Consider the following 20,656-nt stretch of genomic DNA (forward strand, 5'->3'; position numbering starts at 1 on the left):
GTCAAAAACTATGATGGACTTTTTTAAAGAAAAACCCATCATGACCTTGACACCCTTGCTGCGTAAAAGTTTAGTCTGTGCCGCCTTGGCACTGACTTTTGGCGCAGCCCAAGCACAGAATTTTTCCTTTGGTTTGTGGGGCGACATGCCTTACGCCAAGGCCGGTGATCAAGCAAAAATCCCCGCCGTACTTAAAAGTATTAATCAGTCAGACATCGCTTTTTCAATCTACGACGGCGACATCAAAGACGGCAGCTCCAAATGCACAGACGACATTTACACTGCCGCATTAAGCATGTTTGGCGAGATGAAAAAACCCGTCATTTACGTGCCAGGCGATAACGAATGGACTGACTGCCACCGCCTAAACAACGGCGGTTATGACGGCCTAGAGCGTTTGTCACATGTGCGCAAAGTCATGTTCCCAACCGCCAACAGCTTGGGTAAAACCACGCTGCCGCTAGAGCACCAAGGCCAGCGCGGTGAAGCGTTTTATGAGAACACGCGCTTTCGCCACAACGGCATTGTTTTCGTTGGTCTGAATATGCCGGGTAGCAATAACAACAAAATTTTGAACGAGAAAGACTGCGCCAAAAAAAGCGCCCGTACGCCCGCCCAATGCGAGGCTAGCAACGCCGAATACTTAGAACGCGACGCAGCTAACGTGACGTGGATGGCAGAGAGTTTTGCCACCGCCAAAGCGAGTAAAGCCGCCGGTATTGTGCTGGTGATTCAGGCCGACCCCGGCTTTGATTTGCCGGAGACCGAAGACTTAGACGAGAGCCAAAACCCAGCTGTTAGCGGCTACCGCAATTTCATGGACAAGCTAGCCAGCGAGACCGAGCAGTTCAAAGGTCAAGTGCTGTTTGTGCATGGCGATACGCATTACTTCAAGCTAGACAAGCCGCTTTATGCGCCTAACCGCATGCTGGGCAACTTCACCCGCTTAGAGACTTTTGGCAGCCCACAAATTCATTGGGTGCGTGTGACGGTTGACGCCAAAAGTGAGAATGTTTTCACGGTCCATCCGGTCATCGTTAAACAATGATCTGAATAGACTTAGTGCCCGCTTGGGGGCCAGCGCACGACTACACTTTGCGGGTCTATGACTTACTCCCAACACCCTTCATCTTCAAACGCCATACAGCGCCCTGCTCTAAACCTTTTTCGTCTGATCAAAAAAGGCCAGCCATGAGCGCTAGTTTTGATGTAGTGGTGATTGGTGCAGGTGCAGCCGGTCTATTTTGTGCAAGCCAGGCCGGTCAACGGGGTCTTAAAGTTTTACTTTTAGACCACAGCGAAAAAGTCGCTGAGAAAATTCGTATCTCTGGCGGTGGGCGCTGCAACTTCACCAATATCGGCACCACGCCGGCGCAGTTTCTGGGCGAGAACCCACATTTTTGCCGCTCCGCTCTGTCGCGCTACACACCGCAAGACTTTGTCGAACTCCTGCAAAAGCATGCGGTGCCATTTCATGAAAAGCACAAAGGCCAGCTGTTTTGCGACCGCTCGGCCGAAGACATTATTAATTTATTGTTGGCTGAATGCGCGCTGGGCGGCGTCACGCGCTGGCAGCCATGCGCAGTCAAAAGCCTAGACGGGCCTGCGCAAACCGGTACTGATTTTTATCATATTCACAGCGACAGAGGATTGATTCAAACACCGCAAATCGTGATTGCCACGGGCGGCTTGTCCATCCCCAAGATAGGCGCAACAGATTTTGGCTACCGGATTGCGCGCCAATTTGGTTTAAAAATGATTGAGCCCAAACCAGCGCTAGTGCCCTTGACTTTTGATGGTCTCGATTGGCAACCGTTTGCGCAACTCGCCGGTTTGGCGCTGCCGGTACTGATGGAAACTGGTGCGGCTGACGCAAGTCCAAAGCAGCGCAAAAAAGCCACCGTTTTTGCTGAAGACTTGCTATTTACCCACCGCGGTCTGAGCGGGCCAGCAGTACTGCAAATATCGAGTTACTGGCAAGCGGGTGAGCCCGTGCGTGTGAACCTAGCACCCGGTGTCGATCTGGCCGCTACGCTGCTGCGCACCAAAGCCGGTTCACGCAAGCTAGTGGCCAACGAGCTCGCCAGCCTAGTACCCAGCCGCTTAGCGGAAGCCTGGACCAGCACAGACGAGGCCTTGCAACGCCCCATCAACGACGCCACCGACAAAGCCTTGCAAACCCTGGCCCAGCGCCTAAGCGACTGGCAGCTAACCCCCAACGGTACGGAAGGCTATAAAAAAGCCGAGGTCACCACAGGTGGTGTGGACACGCGTGAGCTGTCATCCCAGACCATGGAGTCGAGACAAAAAGGTTTGTACTTTATCGGCGAAGTAGTTGATGTCACTGGCTGGTTAGGTGGCTACAACTTTCAATGGGCTTGGGCCTCGGGTTTTGCGTGCGCGCAAGCGTTGGCGGCGCACTGAAATTGAGCCTAATTGCTCACAGCACGCTAGACATGCCGCATTGTGTTCACCTAATTTCACGGCTCAGGCAAAACGCACGCAAAACAAAGCGATAATCACCACTCCAAGAGAACACAGCATATGCACTCAGGCGCGAGCTAAATTGTGTAAGCTATACTCTTAGGCTTTGCTAGCAAACCCGCGTCTGGCCTGATTCTGATCAGATCACTAAAGACGCAACAAATGGATCCCTTCATCAATGACGACAATTCGCGTAAAAGATAACGAGCCCTTCGACGTAGCTCTTCGCCGCTTCAAGCGCACCATTGAAAAGCTCGGCCTGCTGACCGACTTGCGTGCACGTGAGTTCTACGAGAAGCCAACGGCTGAGCGTAAACGTAAAAAAGCTGCTGCTGTTAAGCGCAACTACAAGCGTATTCGCTCGATGCAGTTGCCTAAGAAACTGTACTAAGACTTCCGTTGGGTATTGCCGCAAGGCAACTCAATAAAAGCCCGCACGAGGACGCTCATGCGGGCTTTTTGTTTTTTTAAACCCTTCAAAATCAACCCAGCAGGAAACTGATATGACACTCAAAGAACAAATCACTGAAGACATGAAAACCGCCATGCGCGCCAAAGACAGCGAACGTTTGGGCACAATTAGGTTGCTGCTGGCCGCTATCAAGCAAAAAGAAATCGACGAGCGCATCGTTTTAGACGATGTCGCAGTCATCGCCATCGTCGACAAACTGATTAAGCAGCGCAAAGATTCAATTGAAGCTTTTGAGAAAGCCGAACGCAAAGATTTAGCCGATAAAGAAGCTGCAGAACAACTGGTCTTGCAAGTTTATTTGCCAGCACGAATGAGCGCAGAAGAAGTTCGCGCAGCGGTCCAAGCAATCGTTACCTCGCTAGGCGCAACCGGCCCCGGCGACATGGGCAAAGTCATGGGTGCAGTCAAAACTGCGCTGGCTGGCAAGGCCGACATGGGTCAAGTCTCAGCCGCGGTGAAGGCCGCGTTAGCCGGATAACAAAAATCAACTGATCACGCCTTCTTCAAGCATTTATCGAGCATTAGTCAAAGTCACAGATTAAGGTTGATCTTTACTGGGTTCAGGGGTAACTACGCAGAGCAATTTAGCAGCTTAGGATTAAGGTAATTCTTTTGACTGAATCAACTGGAGTTCTTTGATGCCTAAGATAATTGCCGCCGTGATGGGAACGCTGCTAGTCGCGGCTACTGCCTCGCAAGCGCTAGCACAACCCCTGCCAACCGCGGCACCGGAAAGCGTGGGCATGTCTAGCCAGCGGCTGGAGAATATCGACGCTTTTTTCAAACGCGAGATTGCGCAAAATCGAGTCCCAGGCGCAGTCGTGGCGATCGCGCGGGATGGCAAACTCATTTACTTCAAAGCCTTTGGCTACGCCGATAAAGAAAAAAATCTTCCCGCCACAACCGACATGATTTTTCAGCTCGCCTCGATGACCAAAATCATGGCGACAGTTGGCGCATTGACACTCACAGAACAAGGCCGCTTGCCGCTGCAAGCCAAGCTCTCGCAATATTTCCCCGCCTTTGCTGAGATGAAAGTGGGCGTGCCTAGTCCAGACGGCAAGATCACAACGGTGCCCATGAAACGCGAGATTTTGATTCATGACTTGTTTCGCCACACCTCAGGCCTGACCTATGGCGGTCGGCCAGATGGTTCTAGCCCTATCGCCGCCCTCTACCCTAGCGGCGGTGCAGCGTCATATATCGGCACCTCGCGCGACCTAGTCGACACCTTGGTCAAACTGCCGCTGGTGCATCAACCCGGCAGTGTTTTTGAATACAGCCTGTCCATGGATGTGCTTGGTGCGGTGGTGGAGGACGTCACCCAAAAATCCCTTGGCGAGCATTTGAGTCAAGTGCTTTACCAACCTTTAAAAATGACCGATACCAGCTTTGTTGTGCCAAGCGATAAGCGCAACCGCATCGCCCGGCCTTTGGCAATTAACCCAATAAACGGCAAGCCACAAAGCATTGCCAGCCTGGACCGCCAGACAACGTTTAACTGCGCTGGCAGCTGCGCTTTTGGCTCTATGGGTGACTACATCCGTTTTGGTCAAATGCTGCTCAATGGCGGCTCTTTAGAGGGCGTGCAAATCTTGAGCCCTAGCACCGTCGCATTAATGACTAGCAACCATTTAGGCCCAGAGATAGTTAACCGCGTGGGTAATATCGAACCCCATCGCCAAGGTTACGGCTTTGGTCTGGGCGTCGCCGTTCGCACACAAGCAGGCTTAGCCGCAGTACCCGGTAACGTCGGCGAATACAGTTGGAACGGTGCCAACGGCACAGGCTTTTTTGCCGATCCAAAAGCTGGCCTAGTGGTGGCTTACGGCACAGCTGCGCCGGGAGAAATTCGTAAGTACTACCGCGAACAAGTTCAAGATCTGGTTTACGGCGCGCTGACTCGCTGAAGTTTTTTAACCCCAACCAGTGCTGCAAAAAAATCAGCGCGGTGTCACTACCAACCCGCTCCCCACTACATGCAACTGAAATGGTTTGAAGACTTCGTAGCACTGGCGGCAACCCGCAGCTTTAGTCGTGCAGCGGAACTACGCAACGTCACGCCGCCGGCCTTGATGCGATGTTTGGCTCGCTGCGCCAGCCTTATTGCGCCGGGCACAACTGAAGACAAGCGCTCGCCTTTGAAGCTGGAAGACTCAGGTTCAACCGTATCCAAACTCGATGTGGACATGCCGAAGTTTTTGAGTGAAGAAAGCCTTAAATACAAACGCATTGTCGACTTTGCAAAGATCACAGAATGAACACCGCACTACCATTTGATTTAACCCAGCCAGACATCACCGCTTGGCGCGCAGGCAACACCGGCGTCGAAGGCGTCTGGCAATTTGACTCAGGCAAACCCGGCCCCACAGTGATGATTAGCGCGCTAGTGCATGGCAACGAATTGTGCGGCGCATGGGCAATTAAAGGCCTGTTAGAGGCGGCTATTCGCCCCGAGCAGGGACGACTCACATTGGCCTTTTGCAACCTCGCCGCGTTTGACCGCTTCGATATCAACGCGCATGACAACTCGCGCTTTGTCGATGAAGACCTGAACCGCCAATGGTCGGCTGAGCGACTGCAAACAACAAGCTCGCAAGAGCGGCGCCGCGCCCAAGCGTTAAAGCCCTTTGTGGCGCAAGCCGATTAGTTACTAGATCTACACAGCATGCATGAAGCGGCCGCACCGCTGCTGCTGACTGGCATGCAGGCGCGCAATATTGAGCTTGCCCGTGCACTACGCAGCCCCGAGTACATAGTCGTCGATGCCGGCCACAAAGACGGCGTACGCATGCGCGACTACGGGCGTTTTTCAGACCTCTGTGAAGACAGCGATAACGGCACGCGTTCACTACTTATTGAATGCGGCTTTCACGGTGAGAAATCCAGCCGCACCGTAGCCCAAGACATATGCGTGCGCTTTTTGCAAGAATCTAAAGTCATAAGCGCAGAAACATTGGTACAACTGTTGCCAGAATGGCGCCAAGCCGATGCCGCGCAGCAGTGGGCGCTTGACGTGACCGGAGCAGTGGTTTGTAAGAGTGAGAATTTTCGTTTTGACCAGCCCTACCAAGGTTTAGAGATGATTGCCCAAGCCGGCACCGTCATAGGTTGGAACGAGAGCGAAGCAGTGACAACACCTTACGACAACTGTGTGCTGGTGATGCCATCTACACGCCAAGCCAAAGCCGGCGTGACCGTGGTGCGCTTTGCGCATAGACGCAAACTCTGAAAAAGGTTTATCGCCCATGACTCGCAAAGTCTGGGCGATTCATTTTGAGACTTTGCATCTGCTTTAAATGCGTTTTGAATGGGTTTTGCTTTAACGCATGCAACAAAACCAACCGCCGCGGCTTTGGTCAAACACTGCTGCATAACGGCTGATTCAGCAGCCAAACCATCAAAAAACGCAGCAGCTGCTTAGCACGAATGACAAGCCAGTGTTTAGGCCCTCATCACGCTTAGCTGCTTAGCCATGCAGACAAGCTGCAGCCACACTTCAGACCTAAAAAAAGATGAGAATTAAAAAAATTGAGTTGTCAACCAATAGCCCAGCGTGCAAAATACTTGTGGATATATGTAATATTTTTATACACTATTCGGTTTTTATCCTTAACTTACGAATAAAGGATTTTTTCCAATCATGAAATCGAATCGAAAAGTTGTCAGTGCTTGGCTAGAAAACATAGGCCATCAAAGAGGATTAAGCCTGTCATTAGATGAGAATGGCGGCGCATACCTAGACTGTACAGATGGGACACACGTGTTGATTGAAGTGCCTGAAGAGGGCGATATATTTTGTTTCTACACCCCACTACTGCGCTTGCCTGATGATGTACAGGCCCAATGCGCGTTGATGAAAAAAGCCCTTGCGCTGGGTAACTTTTCCCTAGAAACAGGTGGTGCCAGTTTTGGCTTTGATGCGCGTACCTCATCGTTACTACTGACTTTTGCAGAACGTATTGACCTTATCGATGACCATAAGTTTGCCGATTGCTTAAGCCACTTCATCGAACTATCGGTTGCCATGAAAGGCCGCATGATTAGCGAATTCCCAATGCCTTATGGTCAACACAATACGCACCAAATCTTAAGTTCAATGATTCGTTGTTAAGACAAGGAAAACGTGAAATGAAAATTAACCACACGTCGCAGCCACTCACGCCTAGCAAGCCAGACACTCTGCAGGGGACAAATAAAAAGGCGTCAGCTACTAAAGGGCTAGTGCAAATTAAGAACGAAACTAGACCCTCTCAACATAGCGATCTGAGTAAATTTGCTACATGGGGTGGTTCTGGCTTGTCGCTGGGACGCTTAATTGGCAGCACGCTGCGTCTTCCCGGTCGATTGATCGCCAAAACCGGTATGGGGATAGAAGCAGCGGGCGCAAAAATCAACAACCCAGCAGGTAGATTTATTATTAACAATACCGGTTCTGGTATCAAAAATATTGGCAATATTATTGGCGCAGCCGCTGGTATGACTGGAAATTTAGTCACTCTGGCTGAGCGAGGCGTAGTGAATTCACTCAAAGGTCTAGCGGGGATAGCTGTAGGCGGGGTGGGACTAACCACCGGCTTTCTCAGCTTGGGCAAGTACGGATCATCGCTGCGAAGCACCGGAGCGAGCCTCATCAAAGATGCTTTTATGACGCGCGGTGAACCGGCGCGAAAACTAACCCAAGCGAAGGCCGCAGAGATCACCAACTTAGTGGCGTTGCAACGCGCCGTAGGTAGTGGAAAAGATAACGTGTTGCCATCGGGCTTTTCAGCATTAAAGAAAGATGAGGTTCCAGCTAGGTTCCAACGGTATTACAAAGAAGCCAAAGCAGCGAATGAAAAAACCTTGCTCATGACGGGTAAAACGACCTCGGCATTGCGTGTGAGTATTAGCAAAGGGCCCGATAACCAAATATATGTGGCCTTCAAGGGAACAGACGGAAAACCGGGAACTTGGATGTCGGATGTATTGGGCGTATTGGGTGTTGCCGACAGCTCATTTCGGATGGCGCGCGATCTAGTCAGTGACCTGGCAGGCCAGTACGGAGCAGAAAATATTCATGTCCAAGGTCATTCACTAGGTGGTGCATTGGCTCAGTTTGCAGGGATTAAAGCGGGTGTTGCCTCTGTTACCTGCTTTAACTCTATGGGTTTGACAGGAACCTTGTGCGACAAACTCGTTGACCTTGGAGAGGTCGGCAAAAGCAAACTCAAGAATGCGACACGGGTGGAACATTTCAATTCCACCGCAGACAGTTTAAGTCAGGGCTTACAAAACCGGCATTTGCCGTTTGGCTTGAGTCAACTGGGCACGCGTTACGACGTAGAAGGCGGCGGCAATCATAGATTCCCTGGACTGCAAAGCGCCATTAATGCGCTTGCCGTTGCTGATGTTGATGTTGAGCAAGCCAAAAATCAAGAATCTACAAGATTAATAAATGACAGCAGCGATAGTGATTCGGCAAAATAATTATCTGAATTTTTGTTTGCATGAATATTTTTAGTCTCGCGGATTCAAGTCTGAAGTGCAACTTTGAAACTAACCGGACGGGTGGGTGAGATGTGAGAGCATCCAAGCTTCCCGACCACCAAGTCAAAGTTGCCCAGAATGATTTACACACACCTCACCCGTGACGAACGTTACCAGATTGCAATCCTCGCCAAAGCAAACTTCAATCAAAGTGAAATTGCAAAAATGATGGACCGTGATAAATCGAGCATCAGCCGTGAGTTGCGTCGTAACCGCGGTCTACGAGGCTATCGCCCTAAGCAGGCAAATGACAAAGCCCAAGAACGTAGACTTGCCTGCGCCAACAGTCCTAGAGTTGCTGACTCGACATGGGCTGTAGTGGAGGAAAAGTTGGCTGAGGCTTGGAGCCCCGAACAAATCAGCGGCCACCTCGAAGCTCGATGCCAACCCGGTGTTAGCTATGAGAGCATTTACCAGTACATCTACGCTGACAAACGCGCGGGCGGCAGCTTGCATAAAACACTGCGTTGCCAGAAGACGCGAAAAAAACGCAGCAGCGGCCGTGAACGGCGCGGCACCATCTCTCGCCAGGTCTCAATAGAACTGCGACCCGCCATCGTGCTTGAGCGTGCGCGCTTTGGCGACTGGGAGGCTGATCTGGTGATTGGTGCCGGGCAGAAGCAAGCCCTAGTGACGATTAACGAGCGTGTCTCTCGGTATTCAATAATTTTCCACGTGCCATTCAAAACAGCGCAAGCCGTAGGGGACGCGTTAATCACTTTACTTAAACCATTCGCTCATTGCGTGCACACTCTCACGACAGATAACGGCAAGGAATTTTCTCAGCATGAACGAATAGCTTCTGCGCTGAGTGCAGATTTCTTTTTCGCCCATCCATACGCCTCGTGGGAGCGTGGGGCAAACGAGAATATGAACGGCGGATTCAAGCTTGAAGTGCAACCGTATGCTGATAGGACTCTAACTGTTCCATAAAAACCTGATGCGGCGTTCGATACCCTAAACATTTTCTAGGACGATGATTGAGCCTGTGCATCGCTAAAGCAATGTCATCGTCGGTTATGCAATTAAAGCGCATCCCCTTTGGGAAAAACTGGCGAATCAAACCGTTCATATTCTCGTTCGCCCCACGCTCCCACGAGGCGTATGGATGGGCGAAAAAGAAATCTGCACTCAGCGCAGAAGCTATTCGTTCATGCTGGGCAAATTCCTTGCCGTTATCAGTCGTGAGAGTGTGCACGCAATGAGCGAACGGTTTGAGTAAAGTGATTAACGCGTCCCCTACGGCTTGCGCTGTTTTGAATGGCACGTGGAAAATTATTGAATAGCGAGAGACACGCTCATTAATCGTCACTAGTGCTTGCTTCTGCCCGGCACCAATCACCAGATCAGCCTCCCAGTCGCCAAAGCGCGCACGCTCAAGCACGATGTCGGGTCGCAGTTCTATTGAGACCTGGTGAGAGATGGTGCCGCGCCGTTCACGGCCACTGCTGCGTTTTTTTCGCGTCTTCTGGCAACGCAGTGTTTTATGCAAGGTGCCGCCCGCGCGTTTGTCAGCGTAGATGTACTGGTAAATGCTCTCATAGCTAACACCGGGTTGGTGGCTAGCTTCGAGGTGGCCGCTGATTTGCTCGGGGCTCCAAGCCTCAGCCAACTTTTCCTCCACTACAGCCCATGTCGAGTCAGCAACTCTAGGACTATTGGCGCAGGCAAGTCTACGTTCTTGGGCTTTGTCATTTGCCTGCTTAGGGCGATAGCCTCGTAGACCGCGGTTACGACGCAACTCACGGCTGATGCTCGATTTATCACGGTCCATCATTTTTGCAATTTCACTTTGATTGAAGTTTGCTTTGACGAGGATTGCAATCTGGTAACGTTCGTCACGGGTGAGGTGTGTGTAAATCATTCTGGGCAACTTTGACTTGGTAGTCGGGAAGCTTGGATGCTCTCACATCTCACCCACCCGTACGGTTAATTTCAAAGTTGCACTTCAGACTTGAATCCGCGAACGCAAGAAAGTCGGATTTTCATAGATTTAATTCTTGCGCATAAATTCGCGCAAGCGCACGCAAAATTAGCCACTGGCTTAGACATTAATAAACTTCAAGCCGGTGGCTTTTCCTATCTCACTTTTTGTTTGGTTTTACGCGACCTGCCCGCGTTTCGTTTGCTGCTTGATCTAGGCGCAGACCCAAACGCAATTTGCACTGAAGAAAATCATATAACTCCGCTGATGCTAGCGGCCTGTGTTGATGAAATAGATTTTTTACAAGCCTGTATTGCCGCTGGCGGAAATGTAAATCAGCTTGCCGACGACGGCGACAACGCACTGATTTTGGCCACCGCTAGCGGCAACGTTAACGCCGTGCGTTTGTTGCTTGCAGAAGGCTGCAACGTCAATCACCAAGGCGCTTTCATGGCCAGCGCACTGCATGAAGCGGCGCAAGAAGGCCATCAAGCAATTGTTGAGCTACTTCTCAAAGCCGGCGCTAATAAGCAACTACTCGATGAGAACGGCAAATGCGCCGACTTAAAGTAGTTATTGCCAATTAGTCACCAGTACCGGATTTAATGCCGCCTGATAGCTTGCCGACAAAGTAATTTGCCCAACCAACACTTAGCTTATTTGGCTGCATCATTTAACAAGCGATCGCGCTTAGCCAACGCCGGAAAATATTTAAACCACAAGGCAGCAACCAGCAGCGTACCCAGTCCGCCAAGTAGCACCGAGGCCACTGGCCCGACTAAAGCCGCACTGGCACCCGACTCAAACTCGCCCAACTGATTGGATGCGCCAATAAACACTGAGTTAACGGCGCTGACACGCCCGCGCATGGCGTCCGGTGTTTCTAACTGCACCAAGGTCTGGCGCACCACCACACTGAGCATGTCGCAGCTGCCTGAAATCGCCAACACCGCCATTGACAGCAGCAAACTAGTCGACAAGCTAAACACCACCATACACAAACCATACAAAGCCACCGCCAGCAACATGCTGCGACCAACCCGGCGTTTTAGCGGGCTGCGGGTGAGTATCACCGCGGCGATTAAAGCACCAACAGCCGGCGCGGCCCTTAGCAAGCCCAAACCCCATGGGCCGACATGCAAGATGTCCTTGGCAAACATTGGTAAGAGAGCGGTCGCGCCGCCAAGCAGCACCGCAAACAAGTCTAGTGATACAGCGCCAAGCACGGCTTTGTTATGCCAAACAAAATCCACACCAGCGAGCAAACTGCTTAGCGTGACCGGCTCTCGCAGTGGCGCTGTGTGCTGATAACGCAGCAGCGCAATCAGCACAGCAGCGCCAATAAACAGCGCGGCGCAAGTGGCATATACAGCCGTAGCGCCGGCGACAAAAATCAAGCCGCCCAAGGCCGGACCGGCAATGACTGCCGCTTGATTGCCGCCAGAGCTAAAAGCTAGCGCGCGCGGCAGCATGTGGGGCGGCACCAAGGATGGCGTTAATGCTTGCTGAGCCGGCATTTGAAAAGCCCGCGCCACGCCCAGTAGTACCGATAAGCCAAACAGTAAACCGCGCGAAACCCAAGGCGAAGCGCCGCCCCAGCCTTGGGTGGCGAGAATCAAAACCAAGGCCACTAAGGACTGCACCGCATAACAGCAAGCGATGATGCGGCCGCGGTGCAATCGGTCAGCCAGATGACCGGCGATCAGCGTCAGCAGCAGCGCCGGCACAAACTGGTAAAGACCGACCAAGCCTAAATCCCAAGCGCTACCGGTCAGCTCATACATCTGCCAGCCCAGCGCCACCATCAACATCTGGCTGCCCATAGTGCCGCACAAACGGGCCGTCCACATGCGCATAAAAGCGCGTTGATCAGTTAGCTGTTTGAAGGTAGGCATGGTCATGGCGTTGGCAGCTTAACAGGCACAAGAAAACTAATTCATCTGGGGTTAACATTGAACGCTCATTGCGCGCTCGCCGTTACTCAACCGTGATACAGCCGTGACCCAACACAATCCCCCGTCTAGGAAAAAATTCATGCAACGCATTGTCATCATTGGCGGAGGCTCAGGTGGTCTAGCACTAGCAACACAGCTGGGCAAACGTCTGGGCAAAAAAGGCTTGGCCGAAATCACGCTAGTCGACTCAGCCCGCACGCATATCTGGAAACCGCTGCTACACCAACTAGCCGCTGGCAGTTTTGATACCCATGCCGAAGAAATCGAATATCCGGCGCAAGCCCGCTGGAATCACTTTAAATTTCGCCTCGGCTGTTTGGTCGGACTAGACCGTGAAGCCAAAACCCTGCAACTGTCCGCCAGCCATGACAGCGCAGGCCGAGAAATTACGCCCGCGCAAGAGCTGAGCTACGACACCTTGGTAATCGCCGTTGGCAGCCAGACCAATGACTTCGGCACACCGGGTGCTGCTGAACACAGCATTAAGCTAGACAGCCCAAAGGCCGCCAAACACTTTAACAACCGCCTGATCAATGCCTGCATACGCGCACAAACCATTGCGCATGTGCCGGGTAAAAGCTGGCTTACGGTCACCATAGTCGGCGGCGGTGCAACTGGTGTTGAGCTTTCGGCCGAACTGCATGCGGCAGCATTGGCGCTTGGCACCTATGGTTTTGAGCACATCAATCCAGAAAAAGACATGAAGATTGTCTTGGTAGAAGCCGCTCCAAGGCTGCTGGCACAGCTGCCCGAACGCATGAGCGAGTCGGCCCTGCGTGAGTTACGTAAAATCGGAGTAGATGTGCATGTGGGTGAGAAAGTCGTTGAAGTCACTGCCGACAGCGTGCGCATGGACAGTGGCATGGTGATCGACTCGACCCTAACCGTCTGGGCCGCCGGCGTGAAAGCGGCAGACTTCCTCAAAACGCTGGGCGCAAAAGCCGACGGCAACGGCGCGCTAGAGACCAACCGACTCAACCAACTGGTTGTCAGCGGCAATCTTCAATCCACACTAGATGAGAACATCTACGCTTTCGGCGACTGCGCGGCCTGCCCGCAAGTCGATGGCAGCACCGTGCCGCCACGCGCGCAAGCGGCCTACCAGCAAGCGATGTATTTGGCGCGCTGGCTGCCTGTCATGCTGGCGGGCAAGCCAGTCAAGCCCTATGTGTATACCGATCAGGGCTCACTGATCTCGCTGTCAAACTATTCTTCAGTCGGCAGCTTGATGGGCAGCTTGACCAAGGGCAGTTTTTTCATCGAAGGCCAAATCGCTAAATTGATGTATTGGGCGCTGCACAAACAACACCAATTGGCACTTGGCGGTTGGAAAAAAACCATACTGATTACGCTTTCAGAATTGATTGACAGATCCCATCGACCGCGCATCAAGTTGCATTGATAATCAAAACATTATTGTTTCAACTTACAGGAGATAGAGATGGCAAAAGGTCAACAAAACACCAGCAAGATGGTAAAAAAACCCAAGAAAGACAGCTCGCCACCCAAGACTGTCTCGCCAGACGCAGTACGTCCCACGGTGATCACGCAAGTGGCCGTGCGCGGCAAGCTTAAAAATAAATAAGCCCTGCATGCAAGAAACTGCCAGCACGCCGACTCCAGACCAAGCACCCATTGATGCCGACACACAAGCGGGCAATCCGCTGCACGGCGTCAAGCTAGAAGCCATAGTCAGCGCGCTGGCAAACCATTACGGTTGGTCAGAGCTCGGCCAGCGTATCAATATTCGCTGTTTCACCAGCGACCCCAGCGTTGCATCGAGTCTTAAATTTTTACGCAAAACGCCTTGGGCGCGCGAAAAAACCGAAAGCCTTTACCTGTTTATGCTGCGCGAAATACGCCGCAATAGCCCGCCAGTGCACAACTTTCCGCCGCCAAAAAATCAAGCTGAATAAGATAAGTTGACTAACTAAAAATCGACTAAACAAAGCTCATCGGCCACTGCTTGCTGCCTGAGACTTACGATTGATTAGACTTTGCCACCCTCGTTCAACAACGCTGCTGACAGTCTGCAAGTGCTGTATGTTGATGCCAGTTTGCTGGTACTCAACAAACCCAGCGGCCTACTTTGCGTGCCTGGCCGCGGCGAAGACAAGCAAGACTGCTTAAGCCGCCGCGCACAACAACTCTACCCAGACGCCTTGGTGGTTCACCGACTCGACATGTCGACTTCAGGCTTGCTACTGATGGCACGCGGCCCAACCATGCAGCGCGCGCTCAGCAAGTTGTTTGAAACTCGCCAAATTCATAAACGCTACATCGCCATCGTAAACGGCAAACCTATCCCGGATAGCGAGCAAGAGTGGAGTTTGATCGACTTAGCGATAGCCGCCGACTGGCTGCGCCGGCCACTGCGTGTGATCGATGCGGACTTAGGCAAACCCAGCCAAACACGCTGGAAAATACTTACCCACGACGCCGCAGCCCAGACCACGCAACTAGAACTTGAGCCTCTGACCGGCAGATCGCACCAGCTGCGACTACATTTGCAAGCCATTGGTCACCCGATTTTGGGCGATGCGCTGTATGCACCTGAGTCGGTGCAAGCGCTTTCAGCGCGCTTGTTGCTGCATGCAACAGCATTGTCGTTTGTGCATCCTGAGACAACTCAAAACATGGTGTTTGAGTGCCCGCCAGATTGGTAACCAGACAGCCTTGGCTAAGCGCAGGGAAAGCCCCTGCATAAATGACGGACGCCTAGAGGACATCGAGTGGGCAGACACAGGACTAACATGGAAGCCATGACCACAAAAAAACACCTCACCATCATGACAGGCGCATCGCGCGGCATGGGCTTGGCCATGGCGCGCCAATTACTCACTGAGGGCCACAGCTTGCTGTGTATTTCACGTCAATCGTCAGACGCGCTTGCAGCGCATGCACTGTCATTAGGCGGCTCACTAGTGCAGTGGCAGCGCGACTTGAGCGACAGTTTGGCACTCGGCAAAGAACTCAAAACTTGGCTGCTCAGCGTCAAAGAACAAAACTGGGCCAGCGTAAGCCTGATCAATAACGCCGGCACCATAGCCGGCATAAGCCCGCTACAAGACGCTAATGGATCGGACTTGTGTCATGCGCTGCGGGTAGGACTAGAAGCGCCTATGGTGCTTAGTGCGGCATTTTTAGGCGCCACAAAAAGCTGGCGCATGCCGCGCAAACTACTCAACATTTCATCCGGCCTAGGCCGTAGAGCCATGGCCTCGCAAGCCGCCTATTGCGCCGCCAAAGCCGGCATGGATCACTTTACCCGATGCGTCGCACTGGAAGAAGCATCAACCCCTAACGGCGCCAAGGTTTGCTCACTCGCACCCGGTGTGATTGATACCGATATGCAGCAGCATTTGCGCAGCGCCGACCCCGCAGCATTTGCTGATATTGAGGCGTTTAAAAATCTTAAAAGTAGTGGCTCGCTAGCCAGTGCTGAAGACGCAGCAGCCAGTGTATTGAGTTACTTAGCGCGGACCGATTTTGGTAGCAATCCAGTTGGCGACATCAGAGATAAATAAGCGACGAATAAGAACTACAAGTTAATAGACTTGCGGCACTAAAATTTCTGCCGGCACAGCATGACGCACATAGTCGTCATGCCGCACGCGCTCTGGCAGTACGACTTTTTCATGCTCGGTTTCTAAATACGGCATTTGCGATAGCAAGTGATGAATGCAGTTGAGCCGGGCTTTTTTCTTATCGTCTGCATGCACCACCCACCATGGCGCTTCTGCAATATTGGTGCGCGCCAGCATGACCTCTTTGGCCTTGGTATAGGCCTCCCAACGGCTGCGCGACTCCAGGTCCATGGGACTTAATTTCCACTGCTTGAGCGGATCGTGTATGCGGCCTAAGAAACGCAAGTGCTGCTCTTCATCCGAGATCGAAAACCAATACTTAATCACCTTGATGCCAGAGCGCACCAGCATTTTTTCAAAGTCTGGGACGGTGCGGAAAAATTCTTCGTATTGTTCGTCTGAGCAAAATCCCATCACCCGCTCGACACCCGCGCGGTTATACCAACTTCGGTCAAACAACACCATTTCACCAGCAGCGGGCAAGTGCGAGACAAAGCGCTGGAAATACCATTGCGTGCGCTCTCTCTCGTTAGGCGCAGGCAGCGCCGCAACGCGGCAAATGCGTGGATTAAGCCGCTGGGTAATGCGCTTGATTGCGCCGCCCTTGCCAGCTGCATCGCGACCCTCAAACAAAATCACGATTTTCTGGCCAGTACTGACGACCCAGTCTTGCAACTTAACCAGCTCGGCCTGCAGGCGAAACAGTTCCCGAAAGTAATAACGGCGCTGCTCGTGGTTTTCGTTTTTATCTGCATCGGGATCGCCGTCGCTGTCTTGTAGCGACATCTCTAGCTCTTCGTCGTAACTGTCTATCAAGTCATTTCTGACCCGTTGCATCATTAATTCTTCATCATTGGGAGTCATGGGGGCGCTTTCTAGGCCTAAACTAAACGGCAAATTAGCCGCTTAGACTAACCATAGATTATTTCAAACGCGTGAAAACGAGAAAGAAAATAAGCTTTGGCTTTCAATCGGGATAAATTGAATCAAGCCCTGACGATGAGTACAGGCAAATGCGTGTGCGATAAAACCTGTGAAGCTACGCTGCCTAGCACCAGTTTTTCCAGTCCCTTGCGGCCGTGTGAACCCATCACAATCAGATCGGCGCCACAAGATTCGGCCGTCTCAAGAATACTGTCGTAGGCCGCACTGCCTTCAATCACCTTGGTGTTGACGACAGCGACGCCACCATCTGTCAAAATTTTCTTGGCCGCTTGTATGTCTTGCTTAGCCTGTGCGGTTGCCGCGCCTAAGTACTCGGCCTGACCATAAGCAAACTCGGTGCCCATGCCGGTAAAAGCAAATGCATCAATCACACTGACTAAGGTGACTTCGCTCTTAAATGCTTGGGCCATGGCCAACGCTTTGCTAATCGATTTATTAGAAGCGGATGAACCGTCTACCGGAAGCAAAATATGAGAAAACATGAAGCAATTCCTTTTAAAAAATAACAATCTCGGCTTAAGTTCTACAGGTCTAAAAGCAGTTGGCAGTTCAATTTTTTTAAGTTCTAAACATCATTATTGTTTTACACCAAGAAATCAGCGTGCGTCGTAGGCGAATATACCGAATCAAAAATTAATCAGCTTTGATGTGAGCTGATTTGGCAAGCTGGGCATATCGTAATAAATCCGTCTTGATAAGCTTTGCGAGATCTTCGCCGTTGCCGTGCATGGGCTCAATACCAGCGCCGACAAGGTGTTCAATCACGGCGGGCTCAGCTAATATTTTTTGCACTTCTAGAAAAATTTTTCTCACCACGTCAGCGGGCATTTTGGCAGGACCCATGAGCGCGTACCAGATAGAAAAATCCAACGGCTTAAGCCCTTGCTCTTCAAACGAGGCGAGCTGCGGCATGAGTGTGTAACGCACCGCTGTCGAGACCCCGACACCATTGAGCTTGCCCGATTTGATATGCGGTGCGGCTAAGTTAGCACTAAGAACTGCCAACTGCACTTGACCGCCCAACACATCAACCAAGGCCGGTGCGCAACCCTTGTAGCCAATATGCGTGGCGGCAACTTGGGTTTTTTGTTTAATCAGCTCCATCACAAAATGTTGTGGTGTGCCTATGCCGCAAGAGGCATAGCTCAAAGCCTTGGGATTGGCTTTTGAATAATCGACTAGCTCCTTGAGCGTGTGAATCTTACTGGCCTCTGAGGACACCAACGCAATCGGCGTAAGCCCCAACAGCATGATGGGTGTGAGGTCTTTTTCAGGATCGTAATTGAGCTTGCCGTTAACGGCTGGATTAACCACCATGGTGGAGTTTTGTAGTAGCAGCGTATAGCCGTCGGCAGCAGCATGCACCACCGCTTCTGTGCCAATGTTGCCGGACGCACCGGCGCGGTTATCCACCACCACCGCCTGAGACCAGCGTTGCAGTAGGCGAGCGCTGATTTGCCGCGCGAGAATGTCTGAGCCGCCACCTGTGCCGTAGGGAACAATGAGTTTGATGCTGTGCGACGGATATGTGACAGAGGCATCAGGCGTAGTGGCGGTGGTGGCCGCGTAAGCGATTGAAACAAACGGACTAATAAACGCTGCGCCACACATGACAACGGCCGGCGTGAGAGAGCGAAATCGCATGGGTTTTATCTCCGGATTTTTTCGACATCCTTGAGATATTACAGCGAAGACTGCGCTTAAAACGCAGTAATCCTTTCTGCCCACAACTGCCAAGCGCGCTCGACCTGACCTTCAGTTGTTGCCGCCGCCAACGCGGCTTCGTCTGGATTGAGAAAAGTAACCGGTCCCAGCGCCGCCGCAGACAGTTGCAGTTTGGCATTGACCTCTGCATAAACTGCACGGTAAACCGCAACTTCTATCGACGGCGCGGTAGTGGTAGAGCCATGCCCGCGCATCAACACGCAGTTACTACTTCCTAAGGACTGCGCCAAAGCCCGGCCTAAGCCGCTGCTACTAATGAGTAAATCGGTGTTGCCGCCTGTGTCGCGAATCTCAAACAGCGCAGAACCACTGCCCAAAAAACCACTCATATGAAAAATCGGACGCAAGCGCTGACCAGTCACACCAAACGGAATTACGTTGGGCGAATGACTGTGCACTACAGACATCACGTCAGGCCTTGCACGATAGATCTCACTGTGAATAAAGCGCTCAAGATAAGAACGCTTATCCGATGGCTGAGCCAAGTCGCCGTTCAGGTCGTAGACCAAAATATCAGCTGACGTGACCAATCCAGGCGCGCGGTTGCAGGAGAGTAAAAAGTGATTCGGTGACTGATCATGCCGCACGCTGATGTGGCCAAAAGCATCCACAATGCCTTGGTCAAAAAGAATACGGTTGGCGAGTGCCAACTTTTGCGACAACGCAGTATCAGCCAAAGCAATAGTCATGTGATGTTTCCGATTCAACGCAGGGCCAAACCTAAAGCTTAGGTATTTATCAATAAGTATGCGTATGACTTTAATGCGCTAGATGCACGGTGAGATTTAAGCCTCTATCCGCACACCCTTCCAAAATGCCACATGGCCTTTAATTTCTTCTGCTTCGGGCTTGGGTTCTGGATAAAACCAGCCGGCATCAGTATTCATTTCACCATTGACCAGCAGCGAGTAATAGCTAGCTTGGCCTTTCCACGAACACATGGTGTGGTGGTTGCTAAAGGTGATGAAGTCTCGGTTAAGTGAGGTTTCGGGGAAGTAGTGATTGCCTTCAATCAATACGGTGATGTCGCTCTGCGCAATGACTGCGCCGTTCCAAATGGCTTTCATGGGGGATTTCTCCTAATCGGTGCTGAAAATGAAGTGCCGAGAAATGCCGGTCTTTGATAATGTATTGTCGTTGCAGCAATGGGACTTTGTATCGAAGACGATACAAACAGTCTAAAACTAACCGGTTATATCGGCTGCTCACGCCAACTGGTCACATTGATCGGTGCTATCAAGCGGTCGAATTAACCCGCCGCATTAACCAGCCGCATTAGCCAGCCGCATTAGCCAGCCGCAAGTTACGACCTTCGACCAATACCTTCGCACCGACGGGTACAGAGGACGCAATTTCCATATCACGAATGCTGCCGTCATCCATGCGCACGCGCACCAGATAGACAGTGACTTTTTTCATGTTTTTCTCAACGCTATTGCCAGCATAAGCTCCACCAGCTACACCCAGCACAGTGGCGGCAGTATTGCCTCGCCCACCGCCTATCTGATTACCCAATAAGCCGCCCAAAATACCGCCAGCAATAGTGCCCACACCCACTGTCGTATCACCCACAGTCACGCCATTAACTTGGCCTTGGCGCTGCACGCTGCTGACGCTTTCGACCGTGCCGCAGTTCTTGCAAGCAGCTGTTGCTGGAACGGCTGGCAAAGGCACGGGTTGGCTGCTTGGCTTTATGGATTGAGATGGCTTTGAGGTTTGATGTGCAGCGTCAGGACGACTGGATTTGTCGGCCTGACTGGTAAATGGCGCAATTGTGGGTGCGGCCGCAAGAGTCGACTCAGATGCCAGCGCACCAGCAGCAGCAGTGCGCGCTTCTAAGCGGTTATTCATCAGCGTAGCGGCCAAAACAATGACCGCAACCCCGAGCAAAACTATCAGCGCAATCAAGAGCTGATAACGCGACCTGACTGAGGATGAATGAGATTTATCACTGTCTGAATCACGGTCCACGGTAAACCCCTAAAAGCAAAAAACAATTTTGACTTTTCTCATGCACTTTTAATGTAGGACATAG

22 protein-coding genes and 2 pseudogenes are annotated in these 20,656 nt (G+C 51.8%); 16 read left to right on the forward strand and 8 right to left on the reverse strand.

The genetic code is table 11. The features are described from left to right. Window positions 1-40: 40 nt before the first annotated feature. The 10 genes and pseudogenes from HC248_RS11080 to HC248_RS11125 form a co-directional block, all read left to right on the forward strand. The gene (locus tag HC248_RS11080; protein ID WP_202882375.1) at window positions 41-1,048 is read left to right on the forward strand and encodes a hypothetical protein; all 1,008 of its coding nucleotides are present in this window, start codon (window positions 41-43) and stop codon (window positions 1,046-1,048) included. Window positions 1,049-1,191: 143 nt separating this feature from the next. Next, window positions 1,192-2,424, forward strand: a complete 1,233-nt coding sequence (locus HC248_RS11085) for a BaiN/RdsA family NAD(P)/FAD-dependent oxidoreductase (protein WP_168922529.1) — start codon at window positions 1,192-1,194, stop codon at window positions 2,422-2,424. A gap of 238 nt (window positions 2,425-2,662) precedes the next feature. Further along, a complete protein-coding gene (gene rpsU / locus HC248_RS11090) occupies window positions 2,663-2,875 on the forward strand; it encodes a 30S ribosomal protein S21 (RefSeq protein ID WP_007872347.1) in 213 nt (70 codons plus the stop codon). 112 nt (window positions 2,876-2,987) lie between these two features. Next, window positions 2,988-3,434 (forward strand): GatB/YqeY domain-containing protein, encoded by a 447-nt coding sequence (locus HC248_RS11095; protein WP_168922530.1) that lies wholly within the window; start codon window positions 2,988-2,990, stop codon window positions 3,432-3,434. Window positions 3,435-3,594: 160 nt separating this feature from the next. Continuing rightward, on the forward strand, window positions 3,595-4,866 hold the full coding sequence (locus HC248_RS11100) for a serine hydrolase domain-containing protein (protein ID WP_168922531.1): 1,272 nt from the start codon (window positions 3,595-3,597) through the stop codon (window positions 4,864-4,866). A gap of 69 nt (window positions 4,867-4,935) precedes the next feature. Then, window positions 4,936-5,217, forward strand: coding sequence for a helix-turn-helix domain-containing protein (locus HC248_RS17840; protein ID WP_272953612.1), 282 nt, complete (start codon window positions 4,936-4,938; stop codon window positions 5,215-5,217). Then, a pseudogene (locus tag HC248_RS11110) lies at window positions 5,214-6,188 on the forward strand (M14 family metallopeptidase). Before HC248_RS17840 ends, HC248_RS11110 begins: the two are co-directional and overlap by 4 nt. 411 nt (window positions 6,189-6,599) lie before the next feature. Beyond that, the gene (locus tag HC248_RS11115) at window positions 6,600-7,070 is read left to right on the forward strand and encodes a CesT family type III secretion system chaperone (RefSeq protein ID WP_168922532.1); all 471 of its coding nucleotides are present in this window, start codon (window positions 6,600-6,602) and stop codon (window positions 7,068-7,070) included. Window positions 7,071-7,303: 233 nt separating this feature from the next. After that, window positions 7,304-8,425, forward strand: a complete 1,122-nt coding sequence (locus tag HC248_RS11120; protein WP_168922533.1) for a Tle-like phospholipase domain-containing protein — start codon at window positions 7,304-7,306, stop codon at window positions 8,423-8,425. Between the two features lie 138 nt (window positions 8,426-8,563). Continuing rightward, window positions 8,564-9,364: pseudogene (locus tag HC248_RS11125) on the forward strand (IS30 family transposase); the annotation flags it as partial. Between the two features lie 4 nt (window positions 9,365-9,368). Here HC248_RS11125 and HC248_RS11130 read toward each other — a convergent pair. After that, entirely contained in the window at window positions 9,369-10,349 is a 981-nt protein-coding gene (locus HC248_RS11130; RefSeq protein ID WP_168920864.1) for an IS30 family transposase, read from the reverse strand. Window positions 10,350-10,439: 90 nt separating this feature from the next. Here HC248_RS11130 and HC248_RS11135 point away from each other — a divergent pair, with 90 nt between their 5' ends. Then, entirely contained in the window at window positions 10,440-10,982 is a 543-nt protein-coding gene (locus tag HC248_RS11135) for an ankyrin repeat domain-containing protein (RefSeq protein ID WP_168922535.1), read from the forward strand. An 83-nt stretch (window positions 10,983-11,065) separates the two neighbouring features. Here the strand turns inward: HC248_RS11135 and HC248_RS11140 are convergent, their stop codons facing one another. After that, the gene (locus HC248_RS11140) at window positions 11,066-12,310 is read right to left on the reverse strand and encodes an MFS transporter (RefSeq protein WP_238342606.1); all 1,245 of its coding nucleotides are present in this window, start codon (window positions 12,308-12,310) and stop codon (window positions 11,066-11,068) included. Between the two features lie 133 nt (window positions 12,311-12,443). On the opposite strand from HC248_RS11140, the gene HC248_RS11145 reads away from it, so the two are divergent. From HC248_RS11145 to HC248_RS11165, 5 genes are all read left to right on the forward strand, one after another. After that, window positions 12,444-13,766, forward strand: a complete 1,323-nt coding sequence (locus tag HC248_RS11145) for an NAD(P)/FAD-dependent oxidoreductase (RefSeq protein WP_168922536.1) — start codon at window positions 12,444-12,446, stop codon at window positions 13,764-13,766. 39 nt (window positions 13,767-13,805) lie between these two features. Continuing rightward, window positions 13,806-13,949 (forward strand): hypothetical protein, encoded by a 144-nt coding sequence (locus HC248_RS11150; RefSeq protein ID WP_168922537.1) that lies wholly within the window; start codon window positions 13,806-13,808, stop codon window positions 13,947-13,949. A 7-nt stretch (window positions 13,950-13,956) separates the two neighbouring features. After that, window positions 13,957-14,280: a VF530 family protein gene (locus tag HC248_RS11155; RefSeq protein ID WP_168922538.1), complete on the forward strand. Its 324-nt coding sequence runs from the start codon at window positions 13,957-13,959 to the stop codon at window positions 14,278-14,280. 81 nt (window positions 14,281-14,361) lie between these two features. Continuing rightward, window positions 14,362-15,030 carry an RluA family pseudouridine synthase gene (locus HC248_RS11160; RefSeq protein ID WP_168922539.1) on the forward strand — a complete coding sequence of 223 codons (669 nt, stop codon included), beginning with the start codon at window positions 14,362-14,364 and terminating at the stop codon, window positions 15,028-15,030. A 96-nt stretch (window positions 15,031-15,126) separates the two neighbouring features. Further along, window positions 15,127-15,891, forward strand: coding sequence for an SDR family NAD(P)-dependent oxidoreductase (locus HC248_RS11165; protein WP_420372021.1), 765 nt, complete (start codon window positions 15,127-15,129; stop codon window positions 15,889-15,891). A gap of 21 nt (window positions 15,892-15,912) precedes the next feature. Here the strand turns inward: HC248_RS11165 and ppk2 are convergent, their stop codons facing one another. From ppk2 to HC248_RS11195, 6 genes are all read right to left on the reverse strand, one after another. After that, entirely contained in the window at window positions 15,913-16,815 is a 903-nt protein-coding gene (gene ppk2 / locus HC248_RS11170; RefSeq protein WP_168922541.1) for a polyphosphate kinase 2, read from the reverse strand. Between the two features lie 122 nt (window positions 16,816-16,937). After that, window positions 16,938-17,378 carry a universal stress protein gene (locus HC248_RS11175; protein WP_168922542.1) on the reverse strand — a complete coding sequence of 147 codons (441 nt, stop codon included), beginning with the start codon at window positions 17,376-17,378 and terminating at the stop codon, window positions 16,938-16,940. A 151-nt stretch (window positions 17,379-17,529) separates the two neighbouring features. Next, window positions 17,530-18,540: a tripartite tricarboxylate transporter substrate binding protein gene (locus tag HC248_RS11180; RefSeq protein WP_168922543.1), complete on the reverse strand. Its 1,011-nt coding sequence runs from the start codon at window positions 18,538-18,540 to the stop codon at window positions 17,530-17,532. Window positions 18,541-18,596: 56 nt separating this feature from the next. Then, window positions 18,597-19,310: a class II aldolase/adducin family protein gene (locus HC248_RS11185; protein ID WP_168922544.1), complete on the reverse strand. Its 714-nt coding sequence runs from the start codon at window positions 19,308-19,310 to the stop codon at window positions 18,597-18,599. Window positions 19,311-19,406: 96 nt separating this feature from the next. Next, window positions 19,407-19,688, reverse strand: coding sequence for a DUF427 domain-containing protein (locus HC248_RS11190; RefSeq protein ID WP_168922545.1), 282 nt, complete (start codon window positions 19,686-19,688; stop codon window positions 19,407-19,409). A gap of 208 nt (window positions 19,689-19,896) precedes the next feature. Next, entirely contained in the window at window positions 19,897-20,592 is a 696-nt protein-coding gene (locus tag HC248_RS11195; RefSeq protein WP_168922546.1) for an outer membrane lipoprotein, read from the reverse strand. Window positions 20,593-20,656 lie beyond the last annotated feature (64 nt).

The sequence above is a fragment of the Polaromonas vacuolata genome (assembly GCF_012584515.1).
In the GTDB taxonomy this organism is placed as follows: domain Bacteria; phylum Pseudomonadota; class Gammaproteobacteria; order Burkholderiales; family Burkholderiaceae_C; genus Polaromonas; species Polaromonas vacuolata.